At 42.6% G+C, this 15,437-nt stretch carries 13 protein-coding genes; 2 read left to right on the top strand and 11 right to left on the bottom strand.

Annotated features, from left to right (window positions below):
• Positions 1-2: 2 nt before the first annotated feature.
• The 10 genes from NE848_RS16430 to NE848_RS16475 all read right to left on the bottom strand — a co-directional run bounded on the left by NE848_RS16430 (position 3) and on the right by NE848_RS16475 (position 10,639).
• A complete protein-coding gene (locus tag NE848_RS16430) occupies positions 3-989 on the bottom strand; it encodes a 2-hydroxyacid dehydrogenase (protein WP_252115690.1) in 987 nt (328 codons plus the stop codon).
• 124 nt (positions 990-1,113) lie between these two features.
• Positions 1,114-2,463, bottom strand: coding sequence for a magnesium transporter (gene mgtE, locus NE848_RS16435; protein WP_252115691.1), 1,350 nt, complete (start codon positions 2,461-2,463; stop codon positions 1,114-1,116).
• Entirely contained in the window at positions 2,444-3,265 is an 822-nt protein-coding gene (gene rsmA, locus NE848_RS16440; protein ID WP_252115692.1) for a 16S rRNA (adenine(1518)-N(6)/adenine(1519)-N(6))-dimethyltransferase RsmA, read from the bottom strand. Before rsmA ends, mgtE begins: the two co-directional genes overlap by 20 nt.
• A 43-nt stretch (positions 3,266-3,308) precedes the next feature.
• Positions 3,309-3,617, bottom strand: coding sequence for a DUF4286 family protein (locus NE848_RS16445; protein WP_252115693.1), 309 nt, complete (start codon positions 3,615-3,617; stop codon positions 3,309-3,311).
• Positions 3,618-3,642: 25 nt separating this feature from the next.
• Entirely contained in the window at positions 3,643-5,427 is a 1,785-nt protein-coding gene (locus NE848_RS16450) for a tetratricopeptide repeat protein (protein ID WP_252115694.1), read from the bottom strand.
• Positions 5,428-5,531: 104 nt separating this feature from the next.
• A complete protein-coding gene (gene serS, locus NE848_RS16455; RefSeq protein WP_252115695.1) occupies positions 5,532-6,803 on the bottom strand; it encodes a serine--tRNA ligase in 1,272 nt (423 codons plus the stop codon).
• A 71-nt stretch (positions 6,804-6,874) separates the two neighbouring features.
• Complete coding sequence (locus NE848_RS16460) at positions 6,875-8,194, bottom strand: HTTM domain-containing protein (protein ID WP_252115696.1); 1,320 nt, start codon at positions 8,192-8,194, stop codon at positions 6,875-6,877.
• The gene (locus NE848_RS16465; RefSeq protein WP_252115697.1) at positions 8,184-9,122 is read right to left on the bottom strand and encodes a bifunctional riboflavin kinase/FAD synthetase; all 939 of its coding nucleotides are present in this window, start codon (positions 9,120-9,122) and stop codon (positions 8,184-8,186) included. The genes NE848_RS16460 and NE848_RS16465 overlap by 11 nt, the downstream gene beginning before the upstream one ends.
• Positions 9,123-9,203: 81 nt before the next feature.
• A complete protein-coding gene (pth, locus tag NE848_RS16470) occupies positions 9,204-9,830 on the bottom strand; it encodes an aminoacyl-tRNA hydrolase (protein ID WP_252115698.1) in 627 nt (208 codons plus the stop codon).
• Positions 9,831-9,979: 149 nt separating this feature from the next.
• Positions 9,980-10,639: a 50S ribosomal protein L25/general stress protein Ctc gene (locus tag NE848_RS16475; protein ID WP_252115699.1), complete on the bottom strand. Its 660-nt coding sequence runs from the start codon at positions 10,637-10,639 to the stop codon at positions 9,980-9,982.
• Between the two features lie 653 nt (positions 10,640-11,292).
• Between NE848_RS16475 and NE848_RS16480 the strand changes: the two genes are divergently transcribed.
• Entirely contained in the window at positions 11,293-12,891 is a 1,599-nt protein-coding gene (locus tag NE848_RS16480; RefSeq protein ID WP_252115700.1) for a Ppx/GppA phosphatase family protein, read from the top strand.
• A gap of 356 nt (positions 12,892-13,247) precedes the next feature.
• Here NE848_RS16480 and NE848_RS16485 read toward each other — a convergent pair whose 3' ends face one another.
• Entirely contained in the window at positions 13,248-14,186 is a 939-nt protein-coding gene (locus NE848_RS16485; RefSeq protein ID WP_252115701.1) for a ribose-phosphate pyrophosphokinase, read from the bottom strand.
• Positions 14,187-14,569: 383 nt separating this feature from the next.
• Here NE848_RS16485 and NE848_RS16490 point away from each other — a divergent pair, with 383 nt between their 5' ends.
• Entirely contained in the window at positions 14,570-15,121 is a 552-nt protein-coding gene (locus tag NE848_RS16490) for a hypothetical protein (protein ID WP_252115702.1), read from the top strand.
• The last annotated feature ends 316 nt before the right edge of the window (positions 15,122-15,437 follow it).

A 15,437-nucleotide genomic window follows, 5' to 3' on the forward strand; every position in this document is an offset into this window, starting at 1 on the left:
TTCTATTCTTTTTTAGCATCGCCTTCTCCAAACTCGGCGATGATCTTATCGGCAATTACCTCAGCGAGCCTTTCGTGAGATTCCACCGTCCATCCCGCCACATGGGGACTCAAAATGGTATGCGGCATAAACATCAGTTCCCGTAATGCTTCAGGTACCGGATCAGCCGCCCGAACGGCAACATTATTAGGGTTTGAAAATAAGCTTTCGAAGGAAGATTTTTCATATTCCAGTACATCCAGGCCTGCTCCCAGTACTTTACCTTCTTTTAATGCTTCAACAAGATCAGCGGTAACTACATTCTTTCCCCTGGCGGTATTAATGAACCAGAAAGGTTTTTTGAATTTACCGATAAATTCCCGGTTGAACATCTGGTCGGTTTCTTCGGTCCATGGCACATGAAGGCTTACCACATCTGCCTTTTCGAAGAATTCTTCATAACCTACCTGTCTGGCATTCTCATCTGTGATACCATCTTTGATATCATAAAAGATTACATCTACATCAAAACCTTTAAGTTTTTTAGCGAATGCCTTCCCCATATTTCCGTAGCCGATGAGGCCAACAGTCTTTCCATCGAGTTCAACGCCGCGGTTCTCTTCCCGCTGCCAAAGGCCTTCCCGTACTTCTTTATCCGCTTTATTGAGCCGGTTAAAGAGTGATAACAGCATTCCAAGAGAATGTTCTCCAACGGCATTCCTGTTACCCTCTGGCGCCGAAAAAAGTTTGATACCCCTTTCTTCAGCGTAATCTACATCTATGCTTTCCAGTCCCGCCCCTACTCGAGCAATGAATTTAAGATTGGGAGCCGCATCTATGAATTCACGATCTATCTTGTAACGGCTTCTTATTACGATGCCATCATAAAGATGCTGGTTTTGTAACGTTTCTTCTCTTGTTTGTTCGTATCCTTCTATATTGTGATGTCCTGCCTCTTCCAGTTTTTTCATCAAGGTTGGATGATTGGTATCGGCATGCAGAATGATCATTTTTATCTCTTTTTCTGTTATTAATATTTAGCAATTTTCCTATGCATCCAGAACTGTTCCAGAAATACATAATTCACAAATTTAAAGAATGATTTTAACCAACCGAAGGAATAAGGCAGGCTTTCTAAAAACCAAGGATGGTTTTAGCGATATAAAAAAAGAGAAAAATTCCACAGATATCATTACTTGTGGTAATAAAAGGCCCGGTTGCAATCGCGGGATCTATGCCCTGTTTATCCAAAATAATTGGAACAAAAGTACCAATCAAAGCTGCAATTATTATTACGGCCATTAAGGAAATAGCTATGGTAAAACTCACCAACTGGGGCAGGCCTACTATCATCCCAAATATAATCACCAGAGATCCCAATGCCATTCCATTTATCAGGGTAAGTCCTATCTCTTTTATCAACCTGTTGAAAAGACTTCCTTTAAGATTATCATTAGCAAGACCCTGTACAATAATGGCGCTTGACTGTACTCCAACATTACCCGCCATCGCAGCAATAAGCGGGGTAAAGAAGAAAAGCTCCACATAATTTGAAAGCGCTTCATCAAAACCTTTCATCACATAAACGGCACCGAGTCCTCCAAAAAGTCCAAGAATTAGCCAGGGTAAACGGGCACGGGTAAGACGCCAGATACTGGCATCGGCCTCAACATCTTCAGAGATACCAGCCGCCATCTGGTAATCCTTTTCGGCTTCTTCCTTGATGAAATCTACAATATCATCAATTGTAACCCGGCCTACCAGCCTGTTCATCTCATCCACTACCGGAATAGCTTCCAGGTCATATTTCTGCATGATACGAGCCACTTCTTCACCCTCGGTATGCACATTCACATAATCAACATTGGGAATATAAATATCACTGATGTTCGCATGGCTTGGAGCAGTAAGCAGATCTTTCAACGAAAGACGGCCTTTCAGCTTGTTCTTGTCGTCAACCACATAAATCGAATGAACACGGGTCACATTTTCGGCCTGTTTGCGCATTTCGGTCATACAACCGGTCACGCTCCAGTTCTCGTTCACCTTCACAAGCTCCTTAGCCATCAAACCACCGGCAGAGTTCTCGTCATAACGCAGCAGCTCCACGATGTCATCGGCATGCTGCTCATCGGTCATTTCTGAAATAACGTCCTGCTGTAGTTCAAGGGAAAGTTCAGAAATAATATCGGCCGCGTCATCGGTATCCATCTCGTTAAGCTCGTCGGCTATTTCCTTTGGTGAAAGGGTTTCCAGGATACGCTCACGCCTGTCAGTCTCAAGCTCCATAAGGGCTTCAGCCGTTTGCTGACTATCCAGAAGCTTTACAATATAAGTTGCCTCCTCAATATCCAGTTCGGTAAGAATTTCAGCAATATCAGCGTGGTGCACTTCTTCAAGGTGCAGCAACAGCTCCTCATTGTTCTCTTCTTCAATGAGGGTTTTGATCTTTTCTATTAATTCTTCACTTATCTGAAACTGCATACGGCTCAATTTTTTGTGTCAGTTCAATAAACTGCTGGAAACTGAGTTGTTCCGGCCGACTGCCAAATATAGCATCTTCCCTTAAATTATCGGGAAGATTAAGACTTTTTAAACTATTTCGTAAAGTTTTACGCCGCTGGTTAAAGGCGGTTTTCACCACCCTGAAAAAGAGCTTTTCATCACAGGGAAGACTGAAATTCTCTTTTCTTTTCAGCCTGAGTACACCACTATCGACTTTTGGAGGCGGATTGAAAACAGAAGGCGGAACGGTAAAAAGATACTCCGCATCATAAAAAGCCTGTACCAATACGCTTAGTATCCCATAGGTCTTACTGCCTTCCTTTTCACAGATTCTTTTAGCCACTTCTTTCTGAAACATGCCTGAAAATTCAGGGATCTGATCCCTGTATTCAAGCACCTTAAATACGATCTGTGTAGAAATATTATATGGGAAATTCCCTATTATGGAAACCTGCTCATTATTGAAGATCTGCTGCAGATCGTGCTTTAAAAAATCCTTTTCATGAATACGCCCACGAAGATGCAGGTAGTTGCTCTCAAGATATTCCACACTTTCAGTATCTATCTCTATCACATGGACCTCAGCATCTTTTTTAAGCAGGTATTTGGTTAAAACACCCATCCCCGGCCCGATCTCCAGAACCTTATTATAGCCTTCATAAGAAAGAGTATCGGCTATTTTTTCGGCGATGTTCTCATCGGTCAAAAAATGCTGTCCCAGATGCTTCTTTGCACGTACATCTGAAGAATTTCCTCTAAACTCCTGCCTTTTCTTTTTCATAATTATTCTTTATTCCCCTCCTACTGGAGGCTAAGAGAATGTTTTACTGCTCGGTGATGACTTCAAGCTCGGTCCTGAATGCCACGAACTTGCCCTCAAAGGCTTTTGACCTTGATCTCAGGTCTTCGGCATTCTCGTCGTAATAACGTTGCAGCATTTCCCTGCTTTCGGTGGTATACTGCACCGAATAGGTGATCCCTCCCATAGGTTCCTGCACCATCACTTTTGTCATAAGGGCCTTGCTGAATTTTTTTGTATCGAGCATATCAGGAATATGCTCTTCTTTCATCCATTTCAGCCATTCATCATGAATATCCTCCTGAACGTTTATGGTAACGTTATAAATGATCATCGGTATAATTTTAATTTTTTAGGAACTATTCTATGGTATCCCCGCGAAGCATACGGTATTTTTTGCGCGCTTCCACAAAGTAGATACTGTCGGCAAAGTTAAAGATAATTTGCTCGTAATAGCTTTTTGCCTTCTCGGGATCGTGAAGCTGGTTCGCATAAAGCTCTGCCAGGAAGTAATAGGCATTATCTGCAAGGATATCTTCTCCAAAAGAATTGATTATGGCGAGGTAATTGGTCTCTGCTTTTTTAAAGTCATGTTCTTCTTCATATAGTTTGGCCTGGCTCAACAAAGCTTCATCTTCTATCTTTTCTCCCTTGTGATTCACCAGAATGGAGTCCAGGGCCTGAATAGCCAGTGAATTCTTCTTCTGAAAAGCAAGAAGATCGGCTTTTGCATATTTTTTAAGTGCCGTCTGGGTGGAATCTTCCTGAGAATTATCACTTATAAGCAGGCTCAATTCCATTGCGTCATTAGCGATGAGCTGCGAAGTAGACGTCTTCAGTATATCCAGCTGGGTCTTGGCCCATTCAAAATCACCCTTATAATAACTCGTCTTTGCCACTTTAAATCTCGCATTCTGGGCGATCTCATCATTCTTCACCAGGTTCTGGATCTGGGAATAATATATAAGTGCTTCATTGAATTTCTCCTGCACCACGAGAATATCGGCCAGGGCCATCTTGACCTTTGCAAGTTCGAACTTGGATGGAGTCATTTCAGCAGCCTCTTTTAATAGTTTTACGGCCGGCTCTTTTTTGTCTTCACTAAAAGCCATAAAATTGGCATAATCTATCTGAAGGTCCAGCGTCTCCGGAGTATATCCGTATTCGCCAAGTAAGGATTGAAAATCATTGTGGATCTCCGAATAATCTTCGGGAGCCGCAGTCTCCAGTTTCAGTTTTAATAAAAAATGTCTCGCCTGGAGATTAAAGGTCCTGGAAGGAGACTCGTCTATCGCATAGCTGATGATCTCTTTTGCCACTTCGTAAGCTTCAGCATCTCTTGCCAGAATAGCAAGATTGAGTATTCCCTGCAGATTGTTCTCACCTCGTTTGAAGATAGCCCTTTCCTGTACAAATGCCTTATCAAACTGTTTTTGCTGAACAAAGAGCCAGCTAAGCATCTCGTTGTAAAGCAGGCTGGGATTTTCCTGTAATCTCTTTAGAAGTAATTTTCTGAAAATGATATTTGGTTCGCTTTGCGGATCTTCAGAAATGTAGCGGTTGAATTCCCGGTTTGCCAGACCATAGAATTTCATGTCATCTTCTATAAGATCAAGGTAATTACTGAACATCTCTTCTATTTTCCCCTGCTCGCCATAGATCCGGGCCAGCTGGAGGTTATAGTTCCTGTCAGTATTCAGGTCCATCGCCCGCTCGTATGCTTTGGCCGCATAATCCAGGAGATTGTACTGTTCAAAAGTACGGGCTATCGCGTACGCGAAATTAGGTCTGCCCTCAATAGACTGCAGGGCTTCATCATAGAATTGAGTAGCCCTTTCTGTATTATCCTGAAGCTCATAATTATGTCCCAGCTCTATAAGCAGTGAAGGATAATTTGCAGACGTATTCAATCGCTCCAACAGCATCTTTTCGGCTTCCTCGAATTCCTCCAATTGCTGGTGAGAAGCAACCACCCCATTAAAGTAAACAGTATTGGCGGGATTTCCTTTATAAAGTTGCTGATAGACCTTCAGTGCTTTTTCATATTCCCCCTGGTCAAAGAAATTCTTCGCCAGCTGTTCGTTTTGGGCAAACAGGCCAAGGTTTCCGGCTACCAGGAATAATATAAAAAGAAAACAGCGCATATTGTAAATATAAACATTTGCGCTGTTTTTAATAATTTGTAAAAGTAATAATGTACCAGACCTCACAGGTTTTAGAAACCTGTGAGGTCTTATTCTTTGTCAGATCAATCTATCTTATCGAAACCGCAGTAGGGCACAAGTACCTTAGGAATATTTATTCCGTCTTCGGTCTGGCAGTTTTCAAGGATTCCGGCGAGCACTCTTGGCAGAGCCAGGGCACTTCCGTTAAGGGTATGTACCAGCTCCTTTTTATTTTCTTTATCCCTGTATCTCAGTTTAAGCCTGTTTGCCTGGAAGTTCTCAAAATTTGAAACAGAGCTTATCTCCAGCCAGCGGTCCTGGGCAGTTGAGAAAACCTCAAAATCATAAGTAAGCGCAGACGTGAACCCAAGATCTCCACCGCATAATCTTAAGATACGATACGGTAATTTTAATTCATTCAAGAGACCCTTAATATGGTCTACCATAGTATCTAAAGCAGCATAAGAGTTTTCCGGAGTCTCGAGTCTTACGATCTCCACTTTGTCGAACTGGTGCAGCCTGTTGAGTCCACGAACATGAGCCCCGTAAGAACCGGCTTCCCTTCTGAAGCATGGCGTATAGCCAGTACATAGCACAGGAAAATCCTTCTCGTTCATCAGGTTGTCGCGGAACATATTGGTAATCGGCACCTCTGCCGTCGGGATCATGTAAAGATCATCTTCGGTCACATGGTACATCTGGCCTTCCTTATCGGGAAGCTGGCCTGTACCAAAACCTGAAGCCTCATTTACCATCAAAGGCATCTGGAATTCCGTATATCCTGCTTCGGTAGCCTTATCGAGGAACCAGGTAATAAGCGCGCGCTGCAATCTTGCACCCTTTCCTTTATAGACAGGAAAACCTGCCCCGGTAATCTTATTTCCAAGCTCAAAATCTATGATGTCGTATTTCTTTGCAAGCTCCCAGTGCGGAAGGGCTCCTTCATCCAGTTGAGGGATGTCACCCTCACGCAAAACCTCCTCGTTGTCTTCTTCATTCACTCCCGCAGGAACCAATTCATGCGGAATATTAGGAATGGTGTATAGCAGATCCTGAAGATCTGCCACGGCATTTGCCAGTTTTTCAGAAAGTTCCTTAGACTCTTCCTTCAAACGGCTGGTCTTTTCCTTCAGCATATTCGCCTTCTGATGCTCTCCGTTCTTGAAAAGCAAGCCTATCTCTTTAGACATCTTATTGGAACTGGCCAGGGTCTCGTCCAGTTTAGCCTGGGTAGACCTCCGGGTCTCGTCCAGTGCTAATACCTGTTCGAAAATATCTGAAGCATCAAAATTCCTTTTTTTAAGGGCTTTGATATAATCCTCTTTATGTTCTGCAATCTTTGAAACCTGTAACATAAGGCCGTTTTATTTAATTTGCCGTTATAATTTTTTCTGAGCAGCAAATGTAACAAAAGCGGGGAAGAAAATTACTCTGAATCTGAAGGTAAAATCCAGTCGTGATGCTTAAAATGCTCCCATTTTTCGGCAGCGAGATCTACATTAGGATCGATAAGAACTTTATATGGGCCGCCATTTACGCTTACTTTTCCTTCAACATAGACCTCTATTTCCTTGCCTTTTTTAGCGAAATCCTCTTCAAGACGCTGCGCAAACTGCCAGATCATATCGGGTTTAGAAGTAATGGCTCTCCTTTGTTTCCTTGAGAGATAATCTTCATTTTCTATAAAGATCGTATCGCTGGTTCCTTTCTCAACAACCTTGAAAGCTACCCTTCCGCTTTTACCCCTAAGCATCATTCTCCAGCTAAGACGATGACCTTCCTCGGTCCAGAGCACATCATCCTTAAAGAACCAGTGTCTAAGCGGCAGGCATAACTGAATGCTAAACCACACAACCATGCTCACTAATAAGGCATTACGCCAGGAAGGAACGATCACCTCTGCCTTATCATAGAATTCTTTCTTCCCTCTCAGGAATACTTTGTTGATCTTTTCTGCCGGAAAGAAGAAGATACAGAAGGCTAAAGACATATACGGGAATATCCCGATATGGAATATGAAACTGTTGAAAAGATGGAAGAAGATGGCCGCGATAAAAGCGGGAACACGGGTTCTCCTCCACAATAATAGCGGAATGATCAAAAGGTCAAAGAGCAACCCGAAATATGCGATCGCATACCTTATCCACCATTGCTGGAGGAATTCACCAACCAGCCAGTAATCGTCCTTGGATTTCATCAGAAGCGCCGGAAAGCTGCCATCCAGCCAGTCAGGGTATATCTTTGCCACCGAAGCGTAGGTATAAACGATCCAGAGTTGTAAAACGATCACCACCCATACCCACCGGGGCATGGAGATCTTGCTAATTGATGGCTTTAATTTAGCATCCAGTGAAAACCACCTGTTCGCTGGCAAAAAGACCATGATAAAACACAGGAGCATTAACAGGTAATAGTGATTGTTATAGGATGATTTCTGCATCAGGTAAACTCCGGCCCACATAATGCCGTATACCAGCATGCTCATCCTGTATTTGAAGCCCAGCATCACAAAGACACCAAACACGCCCATAATGGCATAATACCAGATCATCCCGTCGCCCGGCAAAGGCTGCAGAAATTCAAAACCTATAAAGTTGAAGGTGAAGTCGGGTTCGACCATAGTGCGCCTTACCCAGCCTGAAAAAATGGACCCGAAGGCCTCGATGGCTATCAACAAACCGAAAAGTGCACGAAAAACGACTAATGCAGAATTGTCGATCTGTTTAAAAAGCCATCTATTTATCATAATTATCCTTTATGTATTGCCTGGAGAATGCCTGGTCCTGCTTCATGGCAAGCTTAAGATCGTTCACGGAGCCAAATTTCTTTTCATCCCTTATCCTTACCAGCAGTTCTATCTGAAGCTGCTTCCCGTAAAGATCTTTATCGATATCAAAAAAATAGGATTCTATGGTCTTTTCCTTTCCTCCCACGGTTGGATTGGTCCCAATATTCATCATTCCATAGACCTGTTCCCCGTCTATCACAGTTCTTATAACATAGACCCCATTCTTCGGGATAAGCTTGTATTCTTCCTTTACTTCAAGGTTGGCTGTGGGAAAGCCAAGCTCTTTTCCAATTCCGCGGCCTTTTACAATGGTTCCGGTAAGAGTGAAGGGATGCTGAAGGTACATATTGGCCCTTTCTACCCGGCCTTCCAGTAGCGCGTTCCTTATCTTGGTTGAACTTACGGCCACCTGCTCCACATCCTGCTGACTTATCTCCTCTACTTCAAAACCGAACTCTTCACCAAAATTTTTGAGGTCATCAATATCGGCAGTACGATTTCTGCCAAACCTGTGGTCGTAGCCAATAATAATCTTCTTGGCCTTTAGTTTATTTACCAGTATGTCGCGTACGAACTCGAGCGCCGTTAGCCTCGAAAACTGATGAGTAAAAGGATGTATCACCAGGTGGTCTATTCCCGTTTGTTCCAGCAACTGCTTTCTTTCGTCTATGGTATTTATAAGTTGAATGCCGCTTTCTTTTTGCAGCACCATGCGTGGATGAGGAAAGAACGTGAGTACCACCGAATCCAGGTTATTGGCATGTGCAGAATTTACAAGGCGTTCAATGATCTTCCGGTGCCCCGCGTGAACCCCGTCAAAAGTCCCAATGGTCACCACCGTTTGCCTTTCACTTATGAACGAGTTTGCTCCTTTATGTTCTTTCATTTAAATAAAATTCGCCAATCAAAGGACGTGATAAAGTTAAAAAGATTGATTTTCAATATTCCTTTTTTTGGCTTTCAATTCCTATTTTCCGTTGAATGTGTTCATGGTGTTGGAAACCCCGGCCGTTCCAAAGGACAGGATAAGCTCTGCGGAAGTCTTTAATCGTTCCGGCAGCTTCTCTTCTTCCTTTTCTGACCATTCACCCAAAACATAGTCCACCTGTTGTCCCTTCGAGAATTCATCGCTTATCCCGAAGCGGAAACGGTTATATTTGGTAGTATTAAGCTGGGTCTGGATATCCTTTAGTCCGTTATGACCACCATCGCTGCCTTTGGTCTTTAGTCTCAGGGTACCGAAAGGCAGGTTAAGGTCATCGGTGACCACCAGTAAGTTTTCAAGTGAGATCTTCTCCTTCTGCATCCAGTAGTTAACGGCCTTACCGCTAAGATTCATATAAGTGCTGGGCTTAAGAAGAATGAATGTGCGGCCTTTAAACCTGAAACTAGCCACATCTCCCAGCTTTTGAGTCTCAAAAGTCACTTCCTTTTCGCGAGCAAGTTCATCCAGGATCTTGAATCCTACATTATGCCTGGTATTTTCATATTTAGGGCCGATGTTTCCCAGACCAACGATCAAAAATTTCTTCATGGGATCTGTTTTCTCCCCGGTCTTCTTTTTTCCTAAAATCCTTCCAAAGAATGAAAGCATCCAAATTTGTTTTGGTAAAGATAAAATTAATCAGATACTTTTTAAATCAGAAAATACGAACCGGTGTTTAAATTGATTTAAATAAAAAAGCATTCCGAAATCCGGGCTGAACCGAATAAGGAATGCTTTTCAAATTTATTCAAAGAAGGTTACTCTTTATCTTCCCCCTCTTTTACAGCAGCTTCGCTATCAACTTCAGAAGCTGGTACTTCATCTGCTGCTACTTCATCTTCTTCTTCGTCTTCAAGATCTTCAACGATGTTACGTGAAGTTCTTACCTGACAAATTACTGTGTTATCTGGATGCTGGATCTTGTAGTCATCGCTGGCTACGGCAGTCACATATAACTTCTGACCGATCTTAAGTTTGGTCACGTTAGCTACGATGTAATCTGGAAGATCACCTGGCAATCCTCTTACCTTAAGACGACGAAGGTTGTAACGAAGTACACCACCGTTCTTCACCCCTCTTGCAACACCTTCGGTGTGGATCGGGATTTCCATGGTAATTGGCTTGTCATCGAATATCTGATAGAAATCCATGTGCAGGATAGCATCGGTTACAGGATGGAATTGGATGTCCTGAAGGATCGCGTCGTAAGACTCACCACTCTTTAATTTGATTTTTACAGTGTGTACGTCTGGTGTATACACTAAGTTCTGGAATGCTATTTCCTCTGCTGCAAAGTGTAGTGGATCACCTTCTACCCCGTACAATACGCAAGGAACCTGTCCAGCATTACGTAGTGCTTTAGTTGCCTTCTTGCCTACGCTTTCTCTTTTAGATCCGTTGATCGTAATTGATTTCATTATAAATTGTTTTGGTTAACAAATGTCGTCAAGTTCTACAGTGAACCGCCTTCATTTGCGTAAAAATTTTCTGGCTGCAAAAGTAAGCCTTTTTATTTATCTATAAAATCCTGAAGCAGAAAAGTTTATTGGAAGTTAGATTTTAGAATTACGAAGTTAGAATTTTTTATAAATAGCTGTTTTTCCAATTATTGGAAAAAATTTCTAAGAAGATTTAAAGGTACTAAGAATTGTAAATTGTATAATTTAAAAAAACTGCTTCTCTGCCTAATCGGATCACGTTGGTATTTATCGTAATTTCTAAAATTTCGTACTTCTAACTTCTTAATTCTTACTTTCAATGTCATTCCAAGCGGAGCGAAGGAATCTCAAGTAAAGACCGCTTCGCTTTGCTCGCGGTGACGTTACAATTAAGCTTGTGCCGGACAGCACAAGGGAATCTCAACTTAAGACTGCTTCGTTGTACTCGCAGTGACTGTATGATTAGTGTCATTGCAAACGCAGTGAAGCAATTCACCCTTCGACAGGCTCAGGATGACATTCGACAAGCCCGGGACGACAGCTACCTGATTATTTCACAAAGCCTTATAAGTTTTTCAGGGCAAAAATCCTTAAATTGAAGTGAATATCAAAAAAGCCCGGATTCAGGAATTATGACAGAGATACAAGACAGTTCAACTCCAACCAAAAGGATCGCGGCAATAGACCTTGGAACCAATTCCTTTCATGCGGTCCTTGTAGACCTCTATCCCGACGGCAGTTACCGTACCATAGACAAGCTTAAGGAAATGGTGATCCTTGCCGAAAAAGGCATGAAGCACCATCTTAGCGAAGATGCCATGCAGCGCGGACTCGATGCACTAAAACGCATTAAATTTCTTTGTGACAGCCAGGGCGTGGAAGAGATCCTGGCCTTTGCCACCAGTGCCATCAGGGAGGCGAAGAACGGAGGTGATTTCATCCAGCGGGTAATAGATGAAGTGGGCATTAAGGCCCGTGCGATCTCAGGCAAGATGGAGGCCCAGATGATCGGATATGCTATAAGACATAGTATCTCGCTTGATGAAGAAATGGTTTTGATGGTGGATATTGGTGGTGGCAGCGTTGAATTCATCGTGGGAAACAACAAGGAATTCCTTTATTACAACAGCCTGAAACTGGGAGTCGCGAGGATGGCCGCACACTTTGTGGAAAATGACCCTATTACCAAAGCAGAGATAGAGGCTCTGTTAAAGCATTACCGGAATACCCTGAGCGAGGTTGCAGGTATCTTAAATGAGCATTCGGTGAAGACCATCATTGGCTCTTCGGGAACCATGGAAAATATCGCCGCCATGATCGCCGAAAGAAATTCCATCAGCTCGGCCATGACGCTTAACGAATTGGTTTATCATGATGATGAGTTCCTTCCGTTCTATGAGAATTTCATAAAGCTGGATCGGGAAAAACGCTCTAAAGAGAAAGAGCTGGACGAGAAAAGGATAGACATCATTAACCCCGGGATGGTACTGGTGAAATTCCTGATAGAAGAATTTAATATACAGAACGTCAAGATCTCTGAAGCGGCCCTGCGTGACGGAATGATCCTAGACTACATTAGCAGGGAAAAGTCAACCTTGCCATTAGTGGCCAGGTTTGCTGATCCCAGGAAACGCAGCGTATTCGAACTGCTTCGAAAGTGCAACTGGATGAAAGATCATTCAACCCATGTGGCCAAACTGGCATTGCAGATCTTTGACGATTTCCAGCAGGAACTGGAACTGGAAGAAGGCGACCGTGAATTGCTGGAATATGCCACCCTGATGCATGATATTGGCTATTACATCTCCCACAGAAAACACCACAAACATGCTTTGTACCTCATACGGCATGCCGACCTGCGTGGGTTCACCGCCGATGAAATCATTCTCATGGCAAACGTGGCAAGATATCACCGGAGGTCTACACCGAAGAAACGACACAAGCGATACCGGAAACTCGATAAGGACCTTAAGCAGCGTGTGAAGAAACTATCGGGTATTCTCAGGGTCGCCGACGGGCTCGACCGAAGCCACTACCAGAATGTCCAGGAGCTGGAAATAGAAAAGACCAAAGACATGGTGAGATTCTATATCACCACCCAGGGCGATCCCGAGCTTGAGATCTGGGGCGCTATGAGAAAAAAGGAACTTTTTGAGGAGATCACCGGGAAAGAACTGGAGATCTATGCCGTGGAAGAGGATGCGAATGTTCCCGCCGAAACCGGTGAATAGGATTCTCCATCTGCACGTCAAGCTGAACGTGTTTCAGCTTCTCTTTGCAATTGGAGTTCGTTGAGATCCTGAACCAATATAACTATCGGGACAGGATGACGAAGTGTTGCTATAATGTACTCTTCTTAAAAGCAGAAAGTCATTGCGAACGGAATGACGCAATCTCATCCTTCGACAGGCTCAGGATGGCACGGATCTACTTGAATTAAAACACATCTAAAAAAGGAAAGTCATTACGAGCGAAGCGAAGAAATCTCCTTGTTGTAGTTCATACTAAGAAGAGACTGCTTCACTCCGTTCGCAGTGACCTTATAAAACTATCATACTTCAACTACGCACAGTGTGACAGGTATTAATTACATAATGAATTTTGAGCTTATGGACCTGTTACCATGAACACGTCTCATCACATCGGCGAATAATTCGGCGCAGCTCACCACTTTTATCTTACTGCTTTCCTGTCTTAACGGAATAGAATCGGTTACGATAAGCTCCTGGAGTTTCGAATTTTCGATCCTGTCGTAGGCTTCTCCCGAAAGTACCGGATGCGTACAGATAGCTCTTACACTTTTGGCTCCGCGCTCCATCATCACATCGGCGGCCTTGGTAAGGGTTCCGGCGGTATCAACCATATCGTCTACAAGCACCACGTTCTTCCCGGTCACGTCACCAATAAGTTCCATATGCGAGATCACGTTCGCCTTGGCACGCTGCTTATAACAGATCACCACATCGCTTTCCAGTGCCTTGGAATAGGCATAAGCTCTTTTTGAACCTCCCATATCGGGTGATGCAATGGTAAGGTTATCAAGCCCCAGGCTTTTCAGGTGCGGAAGAAAGATCGTGCTCGCATAAAGATGGTCTACCGGCTTTTCAAAGAATCCCTGTATCTGGTCGGCGTGTAGGTCCATCGTGATGATACGGGTGGCACCGGCGGTCTCAAGAATACTGGCGATCATCTTGGCCGCGATTGGCACACGTGGTTTATCTTTTCTATCCTGTCTTGCCCAGCCAAAGTATGGCATCACCGCAGTGATATGCCTTGCCGAAGCTCTTTTGGCAGCATCCAGCATCAAAAGCATTTCCATAAGGTGATCGCTTCCCGGATGAGTGGAACCGATGATAAAAACGCGAGAACCTCTTACGGATTCTTCAAAAGAGGGCTGAAATTCACCGTCGCTGTAGGTGGAGGTGATCACATTTCCCAGTTTGGAACCGTATTTCTCGGCGATCTTTTCGGCCAGTGCCCGGCTTTGGGTACAGTTAAAGATCTTGGCTTCGGTAGTTGCAGACATGTTGTGTTGTTTTGTTGTGTGTTTAGGTTTAGTTGATGCAAATTTAAAAATTATTCCTTGCCGGTGGGAATAAAACAGGGCAGTTGGAAGGATTCTTAAGCAGGACGGGGAAATTTTCTTTTTTTAAGCCCTTTTATATCCCTAAACGGGAGTATTTAAATAAAAATAGTAGCTTTAGGCTTCAATGACTCGTTATCCGGAATCTTATCCAGGAATCCAAAGGGTTTCTAAGGTATAAAACGAGTTATCCAAAATTGCCAGGAAAATTCTGGTGATATTTATTAGTAATAATTTCTAATTTTAGGTGATATTTTCTTTCCGAACAATTTTTCTACATTTAATCCTATGAAGATTGATCGGTATAAAATTCTTAAAAATTCATAATGAGCCATATTGATTCATTCGATCATGAACTTGTTGGTATTCTTGGAGGTTTACCTGTTTATCATCCATTAGAAAAAATTGAAGGTGATTTTATTTGCGATAAAAACCAGCTAGTATTAGGAGGTGGAAGCGGTGAACATCCAGCTGTTGTAATAGAAAACCCTACTGGCATAGTAGCCTACTTCTTAAATGAAATATTAAATGAAATAGAGGAATTAAAAAGTTGGAAAGAAATAATCGAACCTTATTTAATCTATGATTTAGATGAATTACTGACTTTTTATGATTGGGATATTGAAACCTATAGTTCTTTTTATAAAAGGTCTAAAGCAAAATCTTTATTAAACCCAAGTAATGGCAATAACATAGAAGAATGGCTTATTTTAGGATTTGGAGAGTTTATATTCTATTCAATGCCTGAGTTAGCTAAAGAATTAATGGTGAAATTAGAAGATCCATACAAGCATTTTAAACACATCAGATATAATAATATATTAATTGTACCCCCTAATTTTCCGGTATACGCTAAGGGAGGAAATAAATTCTTTTAATAGCTTCTTACTTTAATGAGATACAATAAATTTATAAGTAAGTAACTTTGGGTAACATCGGTTCACCGCAAATAACGGGTTTATCGAAAAAGGGTAGTTTTACAGATCAAGAAAGAAAATGGTTAAGCCGACAAATTCGCATCCCCACTTCCGCAACTCGCGATAAACGTAACCGTTGTGCCCAATTTGTGACCCGTCCTGAATAAAGGCTACATAATTTTAAATAGTTATGTACAAAAATGACAAAGTAATCAGACGGTATTCGGAATCTTTCAAACTCAAAATTTTAGACGAACTTACCACAGGAAAACTAAAC

This window comes from Gramella jeungdoensis (assembly GCF_023805255.1).
Taxonomy (GTDB): domain Bacteria; phylum Bacteroidota; class Bacteroidia; order Flavobacteriales; family Flavobacteriaceae; genus Christiangramia; species Christiangramia jeungdoensis.